The sequence below is a fragment of the Streptomyces sp. NBC_01255 genome (genome assembly GCF_036226445.1).
Lineage (GTDB): Bacteria > Actinomycetota > Actinomycetes > Streptomycetales > Streptomycetaceae > Streptomyces.
In genome coordinates this window covers 7,929,778-7,951,074 of record NZ_CP108474.1, presented here as the reverse complement: position 1 = coordinate 7,951,074, position 21,297 = coordinate 7,929,778, and the positions used below count along the sequence as shown (strand labels likewise).

General features: G+C 72.8%; 15 protein-coding genes and 1 riboswitch. Of the genes, 8 read left to right on the top strand and 7 right to left on the bottom strand.

Annotated elements, in window-relative coordinates:
- Positions 1-60: 60 nt before the first annotated feature.
- The 3 genes from OG357_RS35955 to OG357_RS35945 all read left to right on the top strand — a co-directional run bounded on the left by OG357_RS35955 (position 61) and on the right by OG357_RS35945 (position 4,756).
- A complete protein-coding gene (locus OG357_RS35955) occupies positions 61-879 on the top strand; it encodes a glycosyltransferase family 2 protein (RefSeq protein WP_329625089.1) in 819 nt (272 codons plus the stop codon).
- A 694-nt stretch (positions 880-1,573) separates the two neighbouring features.
- A complete protein-coding gene (locus tag OG357_RS35950; RefSeq protein WP_329625088.1) occupies positions 1,574-3,460 on the top strand; it encodes a glycosyltransferase family 4 protein in 1,887 nt (628 codons plus the stop codon).
- A 204-nt stretch (positions 3,461-3,664) separates the two neighbouring features.
- Positions 3,665-4,756, top strand: coding sequence for a glycosyltransferase family 4 protein (locus tag OG357_RS35945; RefSeq protein ID WP_329625087.1), 1,092 nt, complete (start codon positions 3,665-3,667; stop codon positions 4,754-4,756).
- Between the two features lie 108 nt (positions 4,757-4,864).
- Here the strand turns inward: OG357_RS35945 and OG357_RS35940 are convergent, their stop codons facing one another.
- The 6 genes from OG357_RS35940 to OG357_RS35915 form a co-directional block, all read right to left on the bottom strand.
- The gene (locus OG357_RS35940; RefSeq protein ID WP_329625086.1) at positions 4,865-5,668 is read right to left on the bottom strand and encodes a class I SAM-dependent methyltransferase; all 804 of its coding nucleotides are present in this window, start codon (positions 5,666-5,668) and stop codon (positions 4,865-4,867) included.
- Positions 5,668-10,260, bottom strand: a complete 4,593-nt coding sequence (locus tag OG357_RS35935; RefSeq protein ID WP_329625085.1) for an aminotransferase class I/II-fold pyridoxal phosphate-dependent enzyme — start codon at positions 10,258-10,260, stop codon at positions 5,668-5,670. The genes OG357_RS35940 and OG357_RS35935 overlap by 1 nt, the downstream gene beginning before the upstream one ends.
- Before the next feature lie 230 nt (positions 10,261-10,490).
- Positions 10,491-11,525 carry a LacI family DNA-binding transcriptional regulator gene (locus OG357_RS35930; RefSeq protein WP_329625084.1) on the bottom strand — a complete coding sequence of 345 codons (1,035 nt, stop codon included), beginning with the start codon at positions 11,523-11,525 and terminating at the stop codon, positions 10,491-10,493.
- Positions 11,526-11,618: 93 nt separating this feature from the next.
- Positions 11,619-11,948, bottom strand: a complete 330-nt coding sequence (locus OG357_RS35925) for a putative quinol monooxygenase (protein WP_329625083.1) — start codon at positions 11,946-11,948, stop codon at positions 11,619-11,621.
- Between the two features lie 45 nt (positions 11,949-11,993).
- The gene (locus OG357_RS35920) at positions 11,994-12,797 is read right to left on the bottom strand and encodes an IclR family transcriptional regulator (RefSeq protein WP_329625082.1); all 804 of its coding nucleotides are present in this window, start codon (positions 12,795-12,797) and stop codon (positions 11,994-11,996) included.
- A gap of 130 nt (positions 12,798-12,927) precedes the next feature.
- Positions 12,928-13,359, bottom strand: coding sequence for a VOC family protein (locus OG357_RS35915; RefSeq protein ID WP_171166537.1), 432 nt, complete (start codon positions 13,357-13,359; stop codon positions 12,928-12,930).
- Between the two features lie 167 nt (positions 13,360-13,526).
- On the opposite strand from OG357_RS35915, the gene OG357_RS35910 reads away from it, so the two are divergent.
- Complete coding sequence (locus OG357_RS35910; RefSeq protein ID WP_329625081.1) at positions 13,527-15,281, top strand: VanW family protein; 1,755 nt, start codon at positions 13,527-13,529, stop codon at positions 15,279-15,281.
- An 85-nt stretch (positions 15,282-15,366) separates the two neighbouring features.
- On the opposite strand, the gene OG357_RS35905 is transcribed toward OG357_RS35910, so the two are convergent.
- A complete protein-coding gene (locus tag OG357_RS35905; protein WP_329625080.1) occupies positions 15,367-16,305 on the bottom strand; it encodes an RNA-guided endonuclease InsQ/TnpB family protein in 939 nt (312 codons plus the stop codon).
- A 247-nt stretch (positions 16,306-16,552) separates the two neighbouring features.
- Between OG357_RS35905 and OG357_RS35900 the strand changes: the two genes are divergently transcribed.
- The 4 genes from OG357_RS35900 to OG357_RS35885 all read left to right on the top strand — a co-directional run bounded on the left by OG357_RS35900 (position 16,553) and on the right by OG357_RS35885 (position 21,272).
- Positions 16,553-17,620, top strand: a complete 1,068-nt coding sequence (locus OG357_RS35900) for a serine hydrolase domain-containing protein (protein ID WP_329625079.1) — start codon at positions 16,553-16,555, stop codon at positions 17,618-17,620.
- Positions 17,621-17,731: 111 nt separating this feature from the next.
- A complete protein-coding gene (locus tag OG357_RS35895) occupies positions 17,732-18,424 on the top strand; it encodes a GNAT family N-acetyltransferase (RefSeq protein WP_329625078.1) in 693 nt (230 codons plus the stop codon).
- Between the two features lie 27 nt (positions 18,425-18,451).
- Positions 18,452-19,897, top strand: a complete 1,446-nt coding sequence (locus tag OG357_RS35890; RefSeq protein WP_329625077.1) for a glyceraldehyde-3-phosphate dehydrogenase — start codon at positions 18,452-18,454, stop codon at positions 19,895-19,897.
- Between the two features lie 86 nt (positions 19,898-19,983).
- Positions 19,984-20,077, top strand: a riboswitch (ZMP/ZTP riboswitch).
- Between the two features lie 34 nt (positions 20,078-20,111).
- Positions 20,112-21,272: a phosphoribosylaminoimidazolecarboxamide formyltransferase gene (locus OG357_RS35885; RefSeq protein ID WP_329625076.1), complete on the top strand. Its 1,161-nt coding sequence runs from the start codon at positions 20,112-20,114 to the stop codon at positions 21,270-21,272.
- Positions 21,273-21,297: the final 25 nt, after the last annotated feature.

Below are 21,297 nucleotides of genomic sequence, written 5' to 3'. Positions count from 1 at the left end.
GCATCGCCTTCCCCGCAGGATTCTGAATTACGCGGGTTCGCCTCGCGGAAGGCCGTACCCATGGGTAGTGACGCGCATCCCCTCCGCCGGTCGACCGACCGGGTGCCGGGCTCCGGCACGCGCACCGTGAGCCTCGTCCTGACGGTCCGCCCCGACGGACGGGACCCGGGACACGCGCTCGACCTGCTGCTCGACCAGATGCCGGAGGACGTGCGGGACGTGGTCCTGATCGGCGGACCGACGGGCACGCGTCCCGCGCGGGACGGCATGACCATCCGGACGCTCGGGGCCTGGGACTTCGCCCGGGGCGACATTCCGCACGCGGGGCTGCGCGCGGCCACCGGGGATCTGATCGTGCTGATGGACGCCGACGGCAGCATGTCGCCGCACGAGATCCCGCACTACCTGTATTACCTGGAGAGCGGATTCGACTTCGTCAAGGGATCCCGTTTCATCGCGGGCGGGGACGTCGCCGACTATCCGCTCGCGCGCCGCCTCGGCCATCGCGCCCTGCTCCGGGTCGCGCGCCGGCTGTACGGCCAGCAGCTCACCGATCTCTGGTACGGATTCTGTGCGTTCCGGCGGGGCTTCGTCGACCTTCTCGACCTGCGCGAGGACGGTGTCGAGCTCGGCGCCGAGCTCGTGACGCACGCCCTGCACTACGGGCTGCGCGTCGCCGAAGTCCCCAGTCGCGAACTGCCGCGCCGCCACGGCCCTTCGCACCCCCGCACGGTCCGCGACGGCGCCCGCATCCTCGGCACGCTCCTCGACGAAAGGCCGCACAACGCCCTCTCGCGGTTCGCCCACGGCCGCTCCCGGCACGGCCAGGGAGGCCCCGGCAGTCCGCCGCTGGACGCCACCGGCCGACCCCCTGGCTGACCCTCCGCCCGGGACCTCCGCCCGGGACCTCCGGCCGACTCCTCCGGTTGACGAATCGCACCCGGGGGGCTAAGGCTGGAAAGAGCATGATTTCAGGCCAGAGCAGACCCTCGGTTGGGTCGGTTGTCCGGAAGAGGCTCGTTGTGACCTCACGCCATATCAACCGCGTGCCGGCGGCACCCGTTCCGCATCCCCTGCGGCGGGTGACCGACTGGCCCCTCGCCGAGGCCCGACGCAGTCCCGTCTGCCGCGCCCCGCACCGCCCGACCGCTCACCCGGCCCGCCGGGTCTCCGACCGGCTCCGCGCGGCCGCTCCTCCGCCCCTCAGCAGGGCGTGCAGGCCCCGGGGCGCCGCCCGCCGCCGTCGCGCTCGTACCGTCAGGACACACGCCCGGAGCCGCACCGGTTCCGGTGGCCCAGCCGGTTCCGGTGGCCCAGCCGGATCCGACGCCCCCTCCGGGCCTGACGGCCCACGTGCCCAGGCCCACCGCGGCCGTCGCCCTGGTCGACGCCCCGCCCCCGCCCCCGCCCTGATCCCCCGCTCTGCCGCGCGCGCCACGCGCCGCGCCTTCTCCCACCACACCCTCGACTCGTCGCGGTACCCCGGCTCGCGCGCCCTGGGGTACCGCGACGTGCGCGGAGACGCGGTGTTCGGCGGGCACGCGGTGGGCGGGAAGCCCAAGGGGCGCCTGCCATGACGACCTCACGCGGCGTTCTGCTGGTGGCGGTGTCCGGTCCGGAAGGAGCGGGCCGGTCCTCGCTGCTCCGCAGGCTCACGGCGCTGCTCGGGGAGCGGGGGGTGCACGTCGTCACCACGCAAGGCCACGGCTGTTTCCTGTGCCGCAGGTTCCCGGTTCCGCCGCGGGTGAGGGAAGAGGGGGAACCGGGTGAGCGGTGGGCACGGCGGGCATCGGATCCCGTGCGCCGGGGATCCCTGCCGCGCCGCGCCCACGCGTTCCTCGACGCCGCCGAGCTGGCGGTGCGGATCACGGCGGCCAGGCTGACGGCGACCGCGCGGGCGCACGGCAGGCAGGCCGTGGTCCTGACCGACCGGGGGCCCCTCGACGGTCTGGTGAGATTCGGCCCGCCCGCCTCGTCGGCGGCGGCCGGCGCCTTCCGCCGGCTGGCCGGCCGGTACGCCCTGACGCTCCTCGTGGAGACCGGGACCGACACGCTGCTCGGGCGCGGCCCACAGGTGCTCGCCGGCTCCCCCGCCGCCTTGCGGGCCCGCTACCGGTCCTGGTCCGCGCGGCTGCCGCACGTGGTGCACATCGACGGAGCGCGGCCCCCGTCGCTCGTCGCGGCAGGCATGCTGGAGCAGATCCTCGACGTGGTGCGGACGCCCCCGCCGAGGCCCGAGGAGGACGGCGGGGGCGCCGAGCACGGCGCCGATGCCCGTCAGCACGTGGTCCTGTCGGTCTACGACGACGCCGACGGCCCCGGCTACCGGGGCGGCGGTGCCGTGGTCGTCGGCCCCGGCTACCGGGGCGGCGGTGCCGTGGTCGTCGGCAAGGTGGCCCGCAGGCTCGCGGAGGACTTCCGCGTGACGGTCGTGACGGCGGGCCGCCGCGCCGGGACCGAGTACCGCGACGGCATCCGGTACGTACGACTGCCGGTGGGCCGCGCGGGCCCGCGCGCCGGGCGGCTGGTGTTCCTGGCGCTGCTGCCGTTCGCGGCCCGTCGCATCCGGCACGACCTGTGGCTGGAGAGCTTCACTCCCCCGTTCTCGACCGGCTTGCTGCCCCTGGCGACCCACGCGCCCGTCGTCGGCATCGACCAGAACCGCGGCACCGAGACGCTGTGGCGCCGCTACCGCGTGCCGTTCGTCCTGGCCGAACGGCTCGGGCTGAGCCGCTACCGCCACCTGGTGGCGATGAACGCGGCGGACGCCTCGGCGATCCGCCGGCTCAGCCCCCGCGCCGACGTCCAGGTCATCGCCAACGGCGTGGAGCCGCGCCTCCTCGACGAATCCCGGCTCGGCAGGGGGCAGTTCATCCTCTTCCTGGGGCGGATCGACACCTGGGCCAAGGGCCTCGACCTGCTCCTCGACGCCTACGACCGGGCCGGGGCACCCCTGGAGCTGCTGCTCGCGGGCAGTGGCACGCCGGCCGAGGAACGCCGGCTCGCGGCGCTCGTCGCCGCCCGCGCGGGGGGACCCGAGCCCCGGATCCACTGGGTGGGCTGCGCCGACGAGGAGCGCAGGCGGCAACTGCTGCGCGACAGCGCCTTCCTCGTGATGCCCTCCCGCCACGAGACGTTCGGTCTCGTGGCTCTCGAAGGCATGGCGTACGGCAAGCCCGTCCTCCACTTCGACCTGCCCGCCCTGCGCTGGATGCGCGACGGCGGCGACGTGGCCGTCCCGCCGTTCGACGTGGCGGCCTTCGGCGACCGGATGGGCGAGCTGGCCCGCGACGCGGCGCTCCGCCGCGGCCTGGGCCGGCGCTCCGCGCTCGCCGCCCGGCACTACACGTGGGACGAGATGACGGGCCGCTATCTGGCCCTGGCCCACCGGCTCCTGGACGCACCCGCCCCCGCACGGCGGCCGAGGAAGAGGGGGACGTCATGGCAGTCGACCCGCTGACCGGCTTCGTCCGGACCGGCCTCGGACCGGACGCCCCCATGCCGGTGCTCTCTCCGCACCTGGCCGACGCCGTGCTCTCCTGTGGCGCGCTGCCTGAAACCGCCCGGAGGGGCCGTCGCCGGGCCCGTTCCCCCGGAGGTGTGTCGTGACGATCCCCCTGTACGGTTCCCCGCGCCGCGGCCTCGACGGGGACGGAGGCGCGTGATGGTCCGCCATGAGCGGCCCCGGGTGCTGCTCCTGACCGGCGGCCCGCTGGACGGGACGGAGGGCTCCGACGTGCGGCTCGCCTCCGACGTCCTCGAAGCGCTGCCCGACGTCGACTTCGTCTGGTTCGCCCGGTGGCCGGACCACGGGCGGGACCCGCCGCGGCGTGGGCGCCCGGTCCGCATGCTCTCCCGCGACGGCGTCTCCCACGTCCCGCAGCGGGTGCAGGCCGTACTCGCCGGAGCCGTGTTCGCCCGCCGGGTCGACCTCGTCCATGCCTTCCTCTCCGTCGGCAGCGCCTTCCCGGTCTTCTCGTGGCTCCGCCCGCTGTTCCTCGGGGGGCGGCCGGTCGTGCACACGGTGCCCGGGGTCGCGGACTGCCGCTTCCTGGCCCGCTCCCGGCCCCTGGGAGCGACGGTCGCCCTGTCGGAGTCGATGGCGCGGCGGCTGCGGTCCGCGGACTTCGGGGACGTACGGGTGATCCCGCCCATGATCGACTTGGACCAATGGCCGTATCTGCCGCGCCCGCGGGGGTATCCGATGGTCCTCTTCGCCGGGTACCACGATCTGCGGGGCGGCGCGGAGACGGCGATCGACGCGGCGGCCGAGGCGTGGCGGGCGGGCGCCAGGTTCCGGCTGGTGCTCGCGATGCGCAGGCGGCCGGGGCAGCATTCCGGGCTGCTGGACCAGGCGCTGCGGGAGCGGGCCGGCGCGACGGGGCTCCCCGACGTCGAAGTCCGGGGTCACGTCGAGGACATGCGGGCCCTGATCGCCTCGGCCCACGTGCTGGTGTACGCACCGGCCGTGCTCGGCGGCAAGGCGGACATCCCGCTCATCGTGCTCCAGTCGCTGGCCTCGGGACGGCCTGCCGTCCTCAGCGACCTGCCGCAGTTCGCCGACTTCGGCCACGCCGTGCTGCGGGCGCCCGCGGGCGACGCGCGACGCACCGGACAGCAACTGGCGTGGCTGCTCGACCAGCCGCGCTCCTGGGACGTGCTCGCGGAGCGCGGACGGGCCCTGGCCGAGGACCACTTCGGCCCCGAACGGTTCGCCGCCCGGTACGCGGCGCTCTACCGGGAGCTGCTGAGATGACCGTTCCTCAGAAGTTGCCGGGCGGCGGGGGAAGAGGCAGCCCGGGCAGGCCGTCGATGCTCTGCGCGACGTGGTCCTTCTTGGCGAAGTACGTCCGGTGCGGCGGGTTCAGGTGTCGGACCGCAGTGCTGTCATGAGCAGGACGCCGGTGTCGCCGTATTCGGGCAGGGTGCGGTCCTTGGCGAGTCGCTCGATCCGCAGGCCGGTGGTGCGGGGTCCGAAGACGGCCTGCAGGGCGGCGCCGTCGACCGGGCAGGCCGGCCAGACCGGCCCCTCTCCGATGCGGTAGCTCGGCATGCGTTCCATGAAGGAGGCGACGAGGCGGCCGCCGGGGCGGACCGCCCGGACGAAGGTGTCGCAGAGGGCCGTGAACTCGGCGAAGTCCTCGGTGACGCTCTCGGCGACGAAGTTCATCGACGCGAGGGCGTACGTGCCGTCGGTCAGTTCCTCCGCGGTGCCCGGCACGACCCGGACCCGGCGGAGCGCGTCCGTACAGCTCTCCGGGAGTGCGGGGTCGAGGCTGCGGCACAGGGTGTAGAAGGGCCGCCAGCTGTCGTCGGGGCCGTTGTCGAGCTGCTGGCGCAGATAGCGGACGTTGGCGGCGCTCGGTTCCAGGGCGTCGACACGGAGGCTGGCGGCGCCCGCCTGCATCAGGGGGTAGAGGTTCGGGCCCGCGCCCAGTTCGAGGGTGCGGGGAAGGGCGCCGGGGGCGAAGGTCCGGTAGACGGCGGCGTGGTGGCGGATGACGCCGACGTCGCACGGGTGGAGCCTGCGGTAGTTCTCGGCGAGGTAGTCCGCGACGGGCCAGGCGTTCCAGTCGGCGTCCCTGTTGCGGCGCGGCCCCGCCGACCGGTTCCACCGGCCCGGCGCGTGCGACGGGTACGGCGGGCCGGAACGCCCGGTCGTGTCCATCACCGCTCGGGCGGCCGGCGGCCGGCCGCGATGGCACCGGGGCGCTGGACGTCGGCGTGCTGGAGGGTGAACCGCTCGGCGAGCGCCGTGAGGGCCTCGCACAATTGGTCGATCTCCTCGTCGGTGTTGGCGGCGGTGACCTGGATGCGGAAGCCGACCCGGTCGCGCGGGACGAGCGGGTAGGAGGCGAGCGTCACGTAGATCCCGTGCTCCCAGAGGAAGGCGGCGACGGCGTCGAGGTCCGCGGAGTCGGCGAGCGGGATCTCGACGATCGGCAGCCCGTCGGTGTTCGGGGTGGCGAGGCCGAGGCCCCGGACGTGGGCGAGGACCCGGGCCGTCTTGCGGTAGAGGTCGGCCCGGATCTCGTCGCCGCGCTCGTCGTTGACGTCGAGCCCGGCGAGGGCGGTGGCGAGGGAGGCCGTCGGCGAGGGGCCTGAGTAGAGGTACGGGGCCGCCGCCACCTTCAGGTGGTCCTTGAGCCACTTCGGGACGGCGAGGAAGGCGAGCAGCGAGGAGAACGCCTTGGAGAAGCCGCCGACGAGCACCAGGTCGTCGTAGGTCTCGCCGAGGTGGCGGACGATGCTGTTGCCGCGCGAGCCGTACGGGCTGCTCTCGTCCGCGGTTCGCTCTCCGATGACGCCGAAGCCGTGGGCGTCGTCGACGTACAGCAGGGCGCCGTTCTCCCGGCAGATCCTGGCCAGGGTCCGCAGGTCCGGGAAGTTGCCGGTCATGCTGTTGACACCGTCCATGCAGACGAGCCGGCCGGCGTCGCCGGGGGCGCCGCGGAGCAGCGAGGCCAGCTCCTCGGGCCGGTCCGCGCTGAAGCGGTGGATCTCGGCGCCCTGGCCGCGGGCGACGACACAGCCGTCGTACACGGTGCGGTGGGCCTGTGCCTCGACGAAGACCTGGCCCGTGCCGGCCAGGAGCGGGATGACGGACTGGTGGATGAGGGTGATCGTGGGCAGCAGGAGGGTGTCGGGGGCGCCCAGGAGTTCGGTGAGCCGCTCCTCGATGCGCGGGTAGAGCCGCGGACTGCCGATGAGCCGGGACCAGCTCGGGTGGGTGCCCCACCGTCTGACCTCCGGTTCGATCGACGCCATGATCGTGGGGTCGAGGTCGAAGCCGAGGTAGTTGCAGGAGGCGAAGTCGACGAGCCAGTCGTCGCCGACCCGGATGCGGCGGCCGTCGATCTCGTCGATGACGGCGTCGCACATGAGGCTGGTCCGCTGGAGGTGCTCCAGATCGCGCCAGCGGGAGGGGCGCGGCGGCCGGCCGGTCCGGGCGGTCGCGGCGGTGGGTCCGGGGGCTCGGGCCGGTCCGATTGCGGGGGCGGGGGTGCCGACACCCGCGCTGGTGGGGACGGTGGCGGGGGCGGTTCCCGGTGCGGCCGGGGAGACGGGCCGAGCCGGGCGGACGGCGCGGTGGGCGCCCGGGGACGGGGCGCGGTGCAGGTACGAGTCGGCCTGGTGGACGGTCATCGGCCGGGCGAAGAGGTAGCCCTGCCCGTAGCGGCAGCCCATCTCGGCGAGGAGCTCCCGCTGCTCCTCGTGCTCGATGCCCTCGGCGACGACCAGCAGGCCGAGGACGTCGGCGATGCGCACGATGCCCTCCACGAGGGCGACCTGCTGGGGGTCGGTCGTGATGTCGTCGATGAACGACTTGTCGACCTTGAGGATGTCGATCGGGAACTCGCGGAGATAGCTGAGCGAGGAGAAGCCGGTGCCGAAGTCGTCGATGGCGATCGAGACTCCGAGGTCCTTCAGGGCGGCCATGGTCGTCCGGATCTGGGTGTCCTGGCGCATGAGGACGGTCTCGGTGAGCTCCAGGACGAGCGAGCCCGGCGCGAGCCCGGAGGAGCGGAGGGTGCGCTTGACCCCTTCGAGGAACCCCGGGTCGCGGAACTGGCGGGCGGAGACGTTGACGTTGGCGTACAAGGGCGGCCGGTGCGGTCGGGAGCGCTGCCAGCGCGCGATGTCGAGTGCCGCGTGTTCGAGGACCCAGGCGCCCAGCGGCATGATGTGGCCGCTCTCCTCGGCCAGGGTGATGAACTGGTCGGGCGGCACCATCCCGCGCCGGGCGTGCGGCCAGCGGATGAGCGCTTCCAGGCCGGCGGTGGCGCCGCCGTCGACCTCCACGATGGGCTGGTAGCGCAAGGCGAAGGCGTGGTCGGCGATGGCCGTGTCCATGCCCGCCTGGAGCTCGTGCCGGGCGACGAGCCGGGAGTGGAGTTCCGGGTGGAAGAGCCGCCACCGCTTCTTGCCGGCCGCCTTCGCCGCGTACAGGGCGAGGTCGGCGTGGCCGAGGAGCTCCTCGGCGTGCGCGCTGTCGAGGACGGTCGCGATGCCGACGCTCGTGGAGACGGAGACGGCTCCGTCGGTGAGGTGGAAGGGCTGGCTGAGCGTGTGCACGATCTCGGCGGCGAGGGTCTCGGCGTCGCGGGGTTCCCTGGCCCCCTCGATGAGGACGGCGAACTCGTCGCCGCCGAGCCGGGCCGCCGTGTCGGTGAGCCGCAGGACGGAGGTGAGGCGGCGGGCCACGGCGACGAGGAGTTCGTCGCCGACGGAGTGCCCCATGGTGTCGTTGACGACCTTGAAGTCGTCGAGGTCGACGAAGAGCATGCAGGTCAGGGTGGATTCGCGGCGGCCGCGGAGCAGGGCGCGCTCGATCCGTTCGAGCAGCAGGACGCGGTTGGGGAGGCCCGTGAGGGAGTCGTGGAAGGCCCGGTGGGTGAGTTCCCGTTCCAGCTTCCGCTGTTCGGTGACGTCCCTCAGGGTGAGGACGAGACCGTGCACGGTGCGTTCGTTGCGGAGGTTGCTGCACCGGACCTCGACCTGGAGGTCGGTGGAGCCGCCGCCGGCGCCGCCGTGGAGCAGTTTCCAGTCGTCCCGGGCGTCGACCGCGTCGTGCGAACGGGCGTCGGCGAGGATGCGCAGGGCGCTGGCCTGGTCGGCGGGGGCGAGCAGCTCGGTGAGCGGGGTGCCCGGGAGCAGGGAGTGACCGAACATGGACTCGGCGGACGGGCTCGCGTACCGGACGGTGTCGTCGTCGTCGACGATGAGGATGACGTCCGAGGTGTTGTGGACGAGCGTCCGGAAGTAGGCCTCGCTCGTCCGGCGGTTGACCTCCTCCGTGAGCCCGAAGCGTTCCAGGGCGAGGGCCGCCTGGGAGGCGAGCGACTGGGCGGGGCCCGCGATCTCGGAGAGCTTCTTCTCGGGTCCCGCGAGGAGCAGCACGCCGAGCATCGATTCGCGTCCGGTCGGCGTCTGGAGCTCCAGGGGGCAGAGCAGCGCGTGGGACTCGGGCGCCGCCTCGGCGGCGACGGCGGGGTCGAGCCGGGTCACGGGGAGGAGCCGGGCACCGTGGGCGACGAGCTCGGGCCAGGCCGTCGTGGGAGGGAGCGTCAGCCGGTCGGTACTACAGCTCCACGGGTGGGCCACGGTGGCCACGGCCGTGAGGCCGCCCTTGCGGTCACGGGTGAAGAGGAGGACCCGGTGATCGGTGCCGGGACCGAAGAGCGTCGCGGAGGCCGTCTCCACCGATCCGGCGACCTCCCGGGGGCTCAGGGCGGCGACGAGGGAGGCGGCGGCGACCCGGAGGCTGCGCTCGCGCGCCTCGGCCTTCCCGTGAGCGGTCATCATGCTCCACAGTCGGGCGAGGACCAGCAGGAACATCAGCGCCGAGAAGATCGCGATGACGCCGATGTCCTGGTCCTTGTCGAGGCGCAGCGACTGGAAGAGGAGCAGGGCGGGGGCGACGAGGGAGGCGCCGGCGAGGAGCGCGAGGCGGCGTTCCGCGACGCGCGGTGCCGGTTCGGGGGCGCGCTCGGTGAGGCCGGTCATCGAGGGGTGGAGCGCGGCGAGGCCCCAGGCGGTGAAGAACACGACCCAGCCGAGGTCCCACGGTGTGCCGACCTGCCAGGTGCCCTTGAGCTGGAGCGTGCCGTAGATGACGTCGGAGGCGAGGATGCCGCAGGTGCCGAGGGTGAGGAGCTGCACGGACCGGGAGCGCAGGCCGCCGGGGACGAGCAGCCGGGCGAGCATCGCGAGCATCAGGACGTCGCCGAGGGGATAGGCGATGGAGATGGCCTTCTCGGTCCAGGTCATGTCCTCGCTCCGGGCGAGCGGGGTGATGAGGTTGACCCAGGAGAGCAGCGCGATTCCCGAGGTGAGGATCAGCGCGTCGAGGACGACCGCGAGGTCGCGGCCGGCGGCCCGGTAGCGGATGAAGCCGAAGAGGCCGATGGCGAACAGGGGGTACGTGGCCAGGTACAGGGCGTCGGCGACGGAGGGGAAGGGCCGGGTCTGGCCGAAGAAGCCCTCCAGGACGTTGTAGGCGGTGTCTCCGGCGACGAAGGCGAAGTTGGCGGCGGCGAGCACCAGCCAGGGCCAGCGGCGGGCGGGCCGGTGCAGATGGACGCCGACGAGGATGGCGACGACGCCGCCGAGTCCGATGAGTGCCCAGAGGATGGTGTGCCGGGCCGGGAACTGGAGGTACGCGAGCGTCAGCAGGGTGACGGCCACGAGATAGACCAGCGTCCACGTGCGTAGTGACCCGGAGGCGGTGTGTGACCGGATCGGCTGACGCAACGCCATCGTGGCCCCCTTGCCGGGTCGGACGCCGAGGGAAGCGCCCTGGTCGCGGATACGGACCCCGTACGGTGTCCATTGTCCGGGGGCCCGGAGCGGGCTGCATCTCGGACCGTCCCGGGTCGCCTCGGACCCTTCGCGGACCGCCCTGGACCGTCTCGGACCGCGGCCCGTCTCGGACCGCCCCGGACCGTCTCGGACCGCCCCGGGCCGGGAGCCGGCCCTGGAGGGGCGCGTCAGGAAGAGCCGCGGACGACCAGCTCGGTGGGCAGCATCCGGCGGGGCTGCTCGTCCGGCTCGCTGGGCTCGGCGATCTCCTGGAGGAGGAGGCGCGCCATCGTGCGGCCCATCTCCTCGATGGGCTGCCGGACGCTCGTGAGGGGCGGGTCCATGTGCCGGGCGACGGCCGAGTCGTCGACGCCGACGAGCGCGACGTCCTCGGGGACCCGGCGGCCCGCCTCGCGCAGCACCCCGCGCGCGCCGGCGGCCATCACGTCGGAGGCGGCGAAGACGGCGTCGAGGCCGGGCCTGCGGTCGAGGAGTTCCCGCATGGCGCGCCGGCCGCCCTCCTCGGTGAAGTCTCCGTTGGCGACGAGGGCCTCGTCGGGGGCGAGTCCGGCCTCCGCCAGGCCCTCGCGGTAGCCGTCGAGCCGGCAGCGCGCCACGTACATGTCGAGGGGGCCCGTGATGGTGGCGATGCCGCGCCGGCCGCGCGCGGCGAGGTGGGCGACGGCGGTCCGGCCGGCGCCGGTGTTGTCGGAGTCGACGAAGGCGACGCGCTCGTCCTCTCGGCGACGGCCGTTGAGGACGGCGGGCAGGCCGAGGGCGCGGACCTGGTCCGGCAGCGGGTCGTCGCCGTGCACGGAGACGAGCAGGACGCCATCGACGCGCTGGGCGGCGAGGTACTGCTCGAAGCGCTGGCGCTCCTGGTCGCTGCGGATCAGGGTGAGCAGCAACTGCTTGTCGGCGTCGGCGAGTTCGGTGCTGACGCCGCGGATGATGTCGAGGAAGTACGGCTCGGCGAAGAGCCGCGCCTCGGTCTCGGGGATCACCAGGGCGACGGCGTCGGTGCGGCTGCCGGCGAGGGCGCGGGCGGCCCGGTTGGGGACGTAGCCGAGTTCGGCGACGGCCTGTTCGACGGCGGCCTTGGCCTGCTCGCTCACCTTCGGGGAGCCGTTGATGACCCGGGAGACCGTGCCGCGGCCGACTCCGGCCCGGGCCGCGACCTCTTCCAGGGTGGGCCTGCCGGTCTGCCGTCCGCTCACCGCCATGTGCCGCTTCTCCCCTCGGGCCGCCGCCCCGCCTGCGTTTCCGCGAACCTATCAGGCGGGCCGGGGCCCCCGGAGGCGTGCGGGCCGGGGTGCTCAGGCGTCGGTCGGGGCGAGCTCGGCCATGGCGCCCCAGCCCTGCTGCGGGACCTCGACGTTGATGATCTCGGGGGTCGTGGCGATGGCGCCGGCCATGGCGGCGAGGCCGGCGGCGAAATGGGCGGAGGAGACGTGGGCGGCGCCGGCCTCGGCGTCGGCGAACGCCTCCAGGAGGACGAAGACGTTCGGGTCGTCGACGCTCCGGGACCAGTCGAAGAAGAGGTTGCCGGGCTCCTCGCGGGTGGCGCGGGTGAAGTCGGCGACCAGGTCGAGCCAGCGGTCGGCGTGGTCGGGACGGGCGGTGAAACGGACGGCGATGAAGATCATGCGTCCACCCTGCGGCGCTCCCGCCCGGTCGGCCAGCCGGGCCGGTCAGGATTCCGGCAGGGCCGGAAAGTCGGGTACGGCGCGGGCGAGCGCCGCCCGGAGTTCGCCCTGCCGCCGTCCGAAGTCGGCGGTGGGGAGGGAGACGGACAGCGCGTGGACGATGCCGTCGCCGCGCTCGGGCAGGGCCACGGCGAGGCAGGTGTAGGCGAGGTCCGCCTCGCCCACCGAGACGGCGAACCCCTGGCCGCGCACCTGGGCGGCCTCCGCCTCGAAGCGTTCGGCGCTGGTGATGGTCCGCTCGGTGAAGCGGGCCATGCCGTGGTCGGCGAGATAGCGGCGGCGCAGCGGGCGCGGGAGCGCGGCGAGGAGCGCCTTGCCGTGGGCTGTCGCGTGCGCGCGGTCCTCGGGGCCGGGGGTGAAGGGGTGGGCGGTGTCGGTCACCGGGGCGGTGGTGTCGACGACGGTGATCAGTCCGTCGCGGTAGGCGGTGTGGTACGCCTCCGCTCCCGTGGCCCGCCGCAGCCGGCCGAGGAGCTCGCCGGTCCCGGCGCCGAGGCCGTGGTGGCGCTGGTGGGAGCGGTGCAGGGCGGGGACGCGGGGCCCGGGCGCGTACCCCTCGGCGGTGCGGACGAGGTAGCCGCGCGCGAGCAGGGGCCCGGTGACGTGGTAGACGGTCGAGAGCGCGCAGCCGAGCCGTCGCGCCAGCGCCTTCGCCCCGACGGGCCGGTCGGCGTCGCCGACGGCGTCGAGCACGGCGAGGGCCCGGTCGACGGACTGGGGCCCGTGGCTCGGGGGTCCGGGGCTCAGGGGTCCGTGGCTCGCGGGTCCGGGGCTCGGGGTGGCGGGCATCGTTCCAGCTTAAGGGTTGTCCCGTAAGTGATCTCGCTCTGCAATGATCTTGATCGGGATACCTTCTGCCGCATACGAGGCCTGAGAGGTCCCCGGGAGACGGCTCCCCCCTCGCAGTCTCGGAGGAGAATCAGGCGAGGCAGAACTCGTTGCCCTCGATGTCCTGCATCGTGATGCACGACTCGTTGACGCCGTCGGCGCGCTGCGTCAGCACGTGTTTCGCGCCGAGCGCCATCAGCCGTGCGCATTCGGCCTCGAGCGTGGCCAGGCGCTCGTCACCCACGAGCCCTGTGCCGACCCGCACATCAAGATGCACCCGGTTCTTGACGACCTTGCCTTCGGGAACTCGCTGGAACAGCACGCGCGGGCCCACACCCGAGGGATCAGCGCACGCGAAGTAGACCTCGTCCTCGGGCGGCAGCGAGTGGTGGTACTCCTCCCACGTGGCAAAGCCCTCCGGGACTGTCGGTACGACGTACCCCAACACCTCGCACCAGAAGGCGGCGAGGCGCGCGGGTTCCGCGCAGTCGAAGGTCACTTGGAACTGCTTGATCGTTGACATCGGCGCACGATAACAGGGGCCCACCCTTCCCAGTCCCCCGGAACGGTCCGTACCGCCTCGCTCTCACTCCGTATCCCCGCAGGTCACCCCAGCTTTATGTGCATTTGACACTCTTTCGGCGTACCGTCGTGGGGATCCCCCTCACCCTCGACGCCCCGGGAGAGCGTGTGCCCCGCTCCAGGACCGACCATGCCCCGACGCCCCGCGAGGGGCGCAGTCCGCGCCTCCGGACGGCGGCGATCGCGACGGGTGTGGTCGCCGTCGCCGCGGGCGGCCTGTACGTCGCGGGGCTTGTCACCACCGGGGACGACATATCCGCCGGCACCAGCGTCGCCGGCGTGGACGTGGGCGGCATGAGCCGCGCCGAGGCGCGGGCGAAGCTCGCGGCCGAGGCCCCGGCCGCCTGGAGCGCGCCGATACCCGTCACGGTCGGCGACCGCAATGCCACCGTCTCCCCCGCCGCCGCGGGCCTGACCGTGGACGTGGAGAAGACCGCCGAGCTGGCGGCCGACCCGTCCCGCGACCCCGTGACCGTCATCGGGCGGCTCTTCTCCTCCGGCGAGCGCGAGATACGTCCCGTGTTCGCCTACGACGAGGCCAGGACACAGGCCGCCGTGGCCGAGCTGGCCAAGAAGAACGACCGGAAGGTCCGCGAGGGCTCCGTCGCCTTCCGCGACGGCGAAGCCGTCGCGACCCGGGCGGTCACCGGCCAGAAGCTCGACACCGGGCGGGCCGCCGAGACCCTCCGCGCGGCCTACCCCGCCGCTTCGGGCGCCTCGCCCGTCACCCTCCCCGTCGCCCTCACGGAACCGAAGCTGGGCGACTCCGAGGTCACCCGCTTCCTCGACACGTACGCGAAGCCCGCCGTCTCCGCCCCGGTGACGCTCACGGCCGGTGCCGAACGGCTGCGGATCTCCCCCGCCACCCTCGGCGACCACCTCTCCGTGAAGGCCGAGAACGGCACGCTCAGCGCCGCGCTCGACGCCGAGGCCCTCCTCCGCGACCCCGACGTCGCCCAACCTCTCGCGTCCATGACGGGCGCCCCGGTCGAGGCGACCCTCGGGGTGCGGGACGGCAAGGTCGTCGTCGAGGCGGAGGGCAAGGCGGGGCAGGAGGTCACCGCGAAGGCCCTCGGCGAGGCCGTGCGCCCGCTGCTCACCAAGGACGGCGCCACGGCCCGCACGGCCCCGGTGGCCACCACGGTCACGCAGCCCGAGCTGACCGCCGACTCGCTGGCCCGCCTCGGCATCACCGAGCAGATGTCGACCTTCACCGTCGACTTCCCCACCGCGCCCTACCGGACCACGAACATCGGCCGGGCCGCCGAGCTCATCAACGGCTCCGTGGTGCAGCCCGGTGAGGTCTGGAGCTTCAACGAGACGGTCGGCGAGCGCACCGCGGACAACGGCTTCGTGGACGGCACGATGATCCTCGACGGCCAGTACCGCTCCGCACCGGGCGGCGGCGTGTCGGCCATGGCCACCACCGTCTTCAACGCGATGTTCTTCGCCGGGGTGAAGCCCGTCGAGTACGGCGCCCACTCCTTCTACATCGAGCGCTACCCCGCCGGCCGGGAGGCCACCGTCGCCTGGGGCAGCCTGGACCTGAAGTTCCGCAACGACTCGGGCAAGCCGATCTACATCAAGGCGGACGCGACGGACTCCTCGGTCACCGTGAGCTTCCTCGGGACGAAGAAGTACGACTCCGTGGAGGCGGTGGCCGGTCCGCGCACCAACGAAACGGAACCCGCGAAGCGCGAGGGCACCGGCGAGGCCTGCATGCCGCAGGAGCCCCTCGAAGGCTTCGACATCTCCGTGGACCGCGTCTTCAAGGACGGCGGCGCCGAGGTGAAGCGGGAGACCTTCACCACGCACTACACCCCGCGTGACGAGGTCACGTGCAAGTCAACTTCTCGGCCCTGAAGGACCGAGCTTGTCGGCGCGGTCGGGAGGGTCGTGATGGCAAGTGGAGCGCGGCTGGCTGCCGCGTTGTCCCCTGCGTCCGGAATCAGCGTGTGCTGGTTCTGGGGCGGTTGACTGCGCCCCGCTTCCACACAGCGTCGCCTCGGTGGGCGATGTTGCGGGAGCCGTTGCGGTCCGCGTGCATGACGGTCCCGCAGGACCGGCAGACGAACCGTGCTTGAGTCACCCTGTTCGTGCGATGGGTGTGCCAGCACTCCGAGCACTGGCGGGAGGTGTTGCGCGGGTCCACGAAGACCACGGGCACCCCCGCCCGGCGTGCCTTGTACTCGACGAAGGCGCCGAGCTGGGCGAACGCCCAGGAGTGCAGTCGTGCCCGCTGGTCTTTCTTGGCCGTAACCCTCTGCCGGATGCCCGAGAGGTCTTCCAGGGCGATCCCACGCGAGGTGCGTTCAGCTGTGGCGACGAGCTGTTTGGCGATGATGTGGTTCTGGTTCGCGGCGTGCCGGGCCTCCCGGCACCGGACGCGCTTGAGGACGCGCTTCGCGCTCTTGGTGCGCTTCTTCTGCAACTTCTGCCGCAGAGCACGGTGCCGCTGCCGATAGCGGTTGAGTCCGCGTCCGGCCATGATCTCGCCGTCCGAGGTGGTGGCGATGTTCACGATGCCGAGGTCCACGCCGAGGAAGCCGTCCGGCTCGGACACCTCGGGCTCAGAGATGTCGATGGTGGCGATCAGGAAGAACATGCCGTCCCGCATCACCAGGTCCGACTCCCCCTTGCGGGAGGCCAGGAGCTTGAATGCCTGATCTGAGCAGACGAACGGGATGTGCTTGATTCGCCCTGCGAGAGTCCAGATCGACACCGTGCGGGCGTCGAGGTTCCACGTCAGGATGCGGTCGTCGAACGGCTGAGCCGCGTCCTCACGGAAGATGATCGGCTTCGCCTCCGCCCGAAGGCGGCGCTTGGCGCCTTCCCGGCCGAGGTTTCCGGCCTTGATGTTCGCTACGAGTGGCTGTTGGATGCTCACGTTCCCTCAGACGCGCCGAAGGGAACTCCGCTGCTGCGCGGCTCCGCTCCAGGGAGCCGATTCCTCCCGGGGTTGAAGCCCCGGGCTTCCTAGGCAGATGAACAGGTGAAGTCCTGGGACAGGGGCTGACGGAAGGGTGTCTTCCCCCACTGCCCGGGCATGACTCCGGAGCGGGGCCCGCCAGGGAGCGGACGGGTCCGGCCCGCCGGCCCCGGACGGGTCCGCCCCGACCCGCCGGAGGCACGCCTTGGTCCAGCTCAGCGATCCCTTGGCCCAGCACGACAATCCCTTCGGTCCGCTCCTCGACGACGGCGTGCGCGCGGGCGTGTACCCCGGTGCCGTGTGGGCGGTGGGCGACGCCCGTACGACCCTCTCCGCGGGGGCCGTAGGAGCGCTCGATCCCGCGCGGCCCGCCGGGCCGATGCTCCGGGACACCCTCTTCGACGTCGCGAGCCTGACCAAGATCCTCGCGGTCTGGGCCGTGGTCGGCACCCTCGTCGACGCGGGGAAACTGGAACCGGACGCGCCCCTCGGCGCGTACTGGCCGGAGGCCGCGGGCCGGCCCCTCGCCGGCGTCACGGCCCTGAACCTCCTCACCCACACCGCCGGGCTGCCGCTCCGCGCCAATCTGCGGCCCCTGTACGGCTCCGACCCGCAGGACGTCCGCGACGGGGTCCTCTCCGAGCCCCTGCGGCACCGGCCCGGGGAGGCCGTCGCGTACACCGACCGGGCGGCGCTGATCCTCGGCTACCTCGCCGAGCACCTCACGCGTCGGCCCCTGGCCCGGCTCGCCCAGGACCGGGTCTGGACACCGCTCGGCATGACGGAGACCCGCTACGGACCGCTGTCCGCCGAGACCCGGGAGCGCTGCGCGCCCACCGAGTACGACGAGGAGAGCGGCGCCCCGCTCCGGGGGACCGTGCACGACTTCTCGGCCCGGCTCCTCGGCGGCGCCTGCGGGATCGCCGGCGTCTTCACCACCGCGGGCGACGTCGGCCTGTTCCTCCGCCACCTGCTCGCTCCGGTGCCCGGGACTTTCTCCGCCGAGTGGGCGGCGGCCTCGCTGCGCGTCCGCACCGGCGCGCTGACCCCGCCGCGCGGGCTCTTCTGGCACCCGGCACCGGGCACGGACCCGGCGGACGACATCTGGGCGCACTTCGGGTTCACCGGCACGGGCCTGTGGGTCTCGCCCGCGCGCGGCCGCTGGGCGGTGCTCCTCACGAACCGGCTGTACTTCACCCGGGACCCCGGACCACTGGCCCGGGTCCGTGACGTCTTCCGGACGCTCGCGTTCCCGGACCGGCCCAGCCTCTGACCGGCGCCTGACCGGCACCTGAAACACGCGTGCTTCCGCGGCCTGGCTCTGCGATTCTCCTCACCGTCCGGTGATCGTCGACGGACTCGACACGTACACGGGTGGGGATTCATGGGTTTCACGCTGGAAGGGCCGGTTCTGGAGGGCGCGTTCGTGCGCCTGGAGCCGCTGGGGCATCAGCACGCCGCGGGTCTCGCCGAGGCGGCCGAGGAGAACCGGGAGTCGTACGGGTTCACCTGGGTGCCGGGGCGGGAGGAGATCGGGGCGTACGTCGCCGCGCAGCTCGGCCGCGCCGCCGACGGCAGGCTCGCCCCGTACGCGCAGGTGGACGTGGCGACCGGGCGGGTGGTCGGCGCCACCTCCTTCTGGGACCCGCGTTTCTGGCCGTCCGGTGAGCGCCTGTGCGCGATCGAGATCGGCTTCACGTGGCTCGCGGCCTCGGCCCAGGGCACGGGCGTGAACGCCGAGGCCAAGTACCTGCTCTTCCGGCACGCCTTCGAGAGCTGGGACGTGGCGCGGGTGGACCTCAAGACGGACGCGCGCAACGCCCGCTCGCGGGCGGCGATCGAGAGCGTGGGTGCGACCTTCGAGGGCGTCCTGCGGAACTGGTCCGTCTCGTGGGTCCCCGGCGAGGAGGGCCGGCTGCGCGACTCCGCCGTCTTCTCGATCGTGGCCGAGGAGTGGCCCGTACGCCGGGCGGCTCTGGAGGAGCGTCTGGCGCGCGTCGGCGAGCGGCGTGCGGGGGCGGAGCGTGGGATGCGCCACCCCTCTGAACCACCGCGCGGACCTGGGGTTACCATATGAGCGCCGCCTAGCTCGAAAGATAAACTTGTGACTGTCAATGACGACTCGTTCACCAGCTGGAAGAACCGCGAGGAGATCGCGGAGTCGATGATCCCGATCATCGGGAAGCTGCACCGGGAGCAGGACGTCACCGTCCTGGTCCACAGCCGCTCCCTGGTGAACAAGTCGGTGGTCAGCATCCTCAAGACCCACCGCTTCGCCCGGCAGATCGACGGCGAGGAGCTCTCGGTCACCGAGACGCTCCCGTTCCTCCAGACGCTCACGACGCTCGACCTGGGCCCGTCCCAGATCGACATCGGCATGCTGGCCGCCGAGTACAAGAACGACGACCGCGGTCTGTCCGTCGCGGACTTCACCGCCGAGGCCGTCGCCGGCGCGATCGGTGAGAACAAGATCGAGCGCCGCGACGGGCGTGACGTCGTCCTCTACGGCTTCGGCCGCATCGGCCGGCTCGTCGCCCGCCTCCTCATCGAGAAGGCCGGCTCCGGCAACGGTCTGCGCCTGCGCGCGATCGTCGTCCGCGGCGGCGGCGACCAGGACCTGGTGAAGCGCGCGTCGCTGCTGCGCCGCGACTCGATCCACGGCCAGTTCCAGGGCACGATCACGGTCGACGAGGCGAACAGCACGATCCTCGCCAACGGCAACACGATCAAGGTGATCTACGCCAACGACCCGTCCGAGGTCGACTACACGGCGTACGGCATCGAGAACGCCATCCTCATCGACAACACCGGCAAGTGGCGCGACCGCGAGGGTCTCTCCAAGCACCTGCGCCCGGGCATCGACAAGGTCGTCCTGACCGCGCCCGGCAAGGGCGACGTGCCGAACATCGTCCACGGTGTGAACCACGAGACGGTGAAGCCGGACGAGAAGATCCTGTCCTGCGCTTCCTGCACGACCAACGCGATCGTCCCGCCGCTGAAGGCGATGGACGACGAGTACGGTGTGCTCCGCGGTCACGTCGAGACGGTCCACTCGTTCACGAACGATCAGAACCTCCTCGACAACTACCACAAGGCCGACCGTCGCGGCCGCTCCGCGCCGCTGAACATGGTGATCACCGAGACCGGTGCCGCCTCGGCCGTCGCCAAGGCGCTGCCCGACCTCAAGGCCCCGATCACCGGCAGCTCCATCCGCGTGCCGGTGCCGGACGTATCGATCGCCATCCTGAGCCTGCGCCTGGGCCGCGAGACCACCCGCGAAGAGGTCCTCGAGTACCTCCGCGACGTCTCGCTGCACTCGCCGCTGAAGCGCCAGATCGACTTCACCACGGCCCCCGACGCCGTCTCGATGGACTTCGTCGGCTCGCGCCACGCGTCCATCGTCGACGCCGGTGCGACCAAGGTCGACGGCGACAACGCGATTCTCTACCTGTGGTACGACAACGAGTTCGGCTACTCGTGCCAGGTCATCCGGGTCGTCCAGCACGTCTCCGGCGTGGAGTACCCGACCTTCCCGGCTCCGGCGGTCTGATCCCCCCGGCACCGACAGCACGGCGGCGCGCCGCACTTCCCGTACGGGGGGTGCGGCGCTCCGCGTTTCCGCCGGGCGGGTAGCATCGTGCCCGCCGCGACTGGCGAAGGTGGATCACCACCGGGGAGCGGCATTCGGTCCCGTCTTCCCGCGTGCGCGTCGACCGCCTGGGCGCCTGCGTCAGTGATGTCCCGCTGACCCAGGAGGTCTTGAGATGGAACTGCGCTACGGCATCAATCCCCAGCAGCTGGTGGCGACCGCCGTGCCGGTGGAGCCCGGAAGCCGGCCGGTGCGGGTGGTGAACGGCAGCCCGTCCTACGTCAATCTGCTGGACGCGCTGAACAGTTGGCAGCTGGTCCGGGACGCGAGCCGCGCCCTGGGCGGCCGGCCGGCCGCCGCCTCCTTCAAGCACGTCTCGCCGGCCGGCGCGGCGGTGGCCGGGCCGGTCGACGAGGTGACCGCCGAGCTGTACGGCGTGGACCGCGACCGCGTCGGCGCGGTCACCAGCGCCTACCTGCGGGCGCGTGACGCCGATCCGAAGTCTTCCTACGGCGACTTCGCCGCCGTCTCGCATCCGGTCGACGCCGAACTCGCCGAGCTGCTGACCCGGGTGGTCTGCGACGGTGTCATCGCCCCCGGCTACGCTCCCGGCACCGTCGAGACCCTCAGCCGGAAGAAGAGCGGCCGCTTCCTGGTCATGGAGGCCGACGCGGCCTTCACCCCGCCGGGCCAGGAGGCCCGGGAGGTGTTCGGCATGCGGCTGACCCAGCAGCGCGACGACGTGCCCCTCTCCCCCGCGCTCCTGGACGACGTCGTGTGCGGTGAACTCACGGCCTCGGCCAGGGAGGACCTACTGCTCGGACTCGCGGTGCTGCGCTACACCCAGTCCAACTCGGTCTGTTACGTACGCGGCGGGGCGACGCTCGGGATCGGCGCCGGGCAGCAGTCCCGGGTGGACTGCACCCGGCTGGCGGGCGCGAAGACCGACACGTGGTGGCTGCGCCGCCACCCCGCCGTCCGCGCGCTCGATTTCCGGCCCGACATCCGCCGGCAGGACCGGATCAACTGGCAGATCCGGTTCGTCGAGGGCGACCTCACCCCGGACGAGCGCGAGCGCCTGTCCGGGGCCCTGTCCGTGCCCGCCCCCGACCTCACCGACGTCCGGCGCACCGCGTGGCTCGCGGAGCTGACCGGGGTGGCGTTCGCCTCGGACGGCGCGCTGCCCTTCCGCGACAACGTCGATCACGCGCACCGGCACGGCGTCACCGCCGTCGCCGAACCCGGCGGGTCGATCCGCTCCACCGACGTCGAGGACGCCTGCCGCGAGCACGGGATCACGCTCGCGCGCACCGGGCTGAGGCTCTTCCACCACTGATCGGCGCGATGACCGCCGAGGCGGC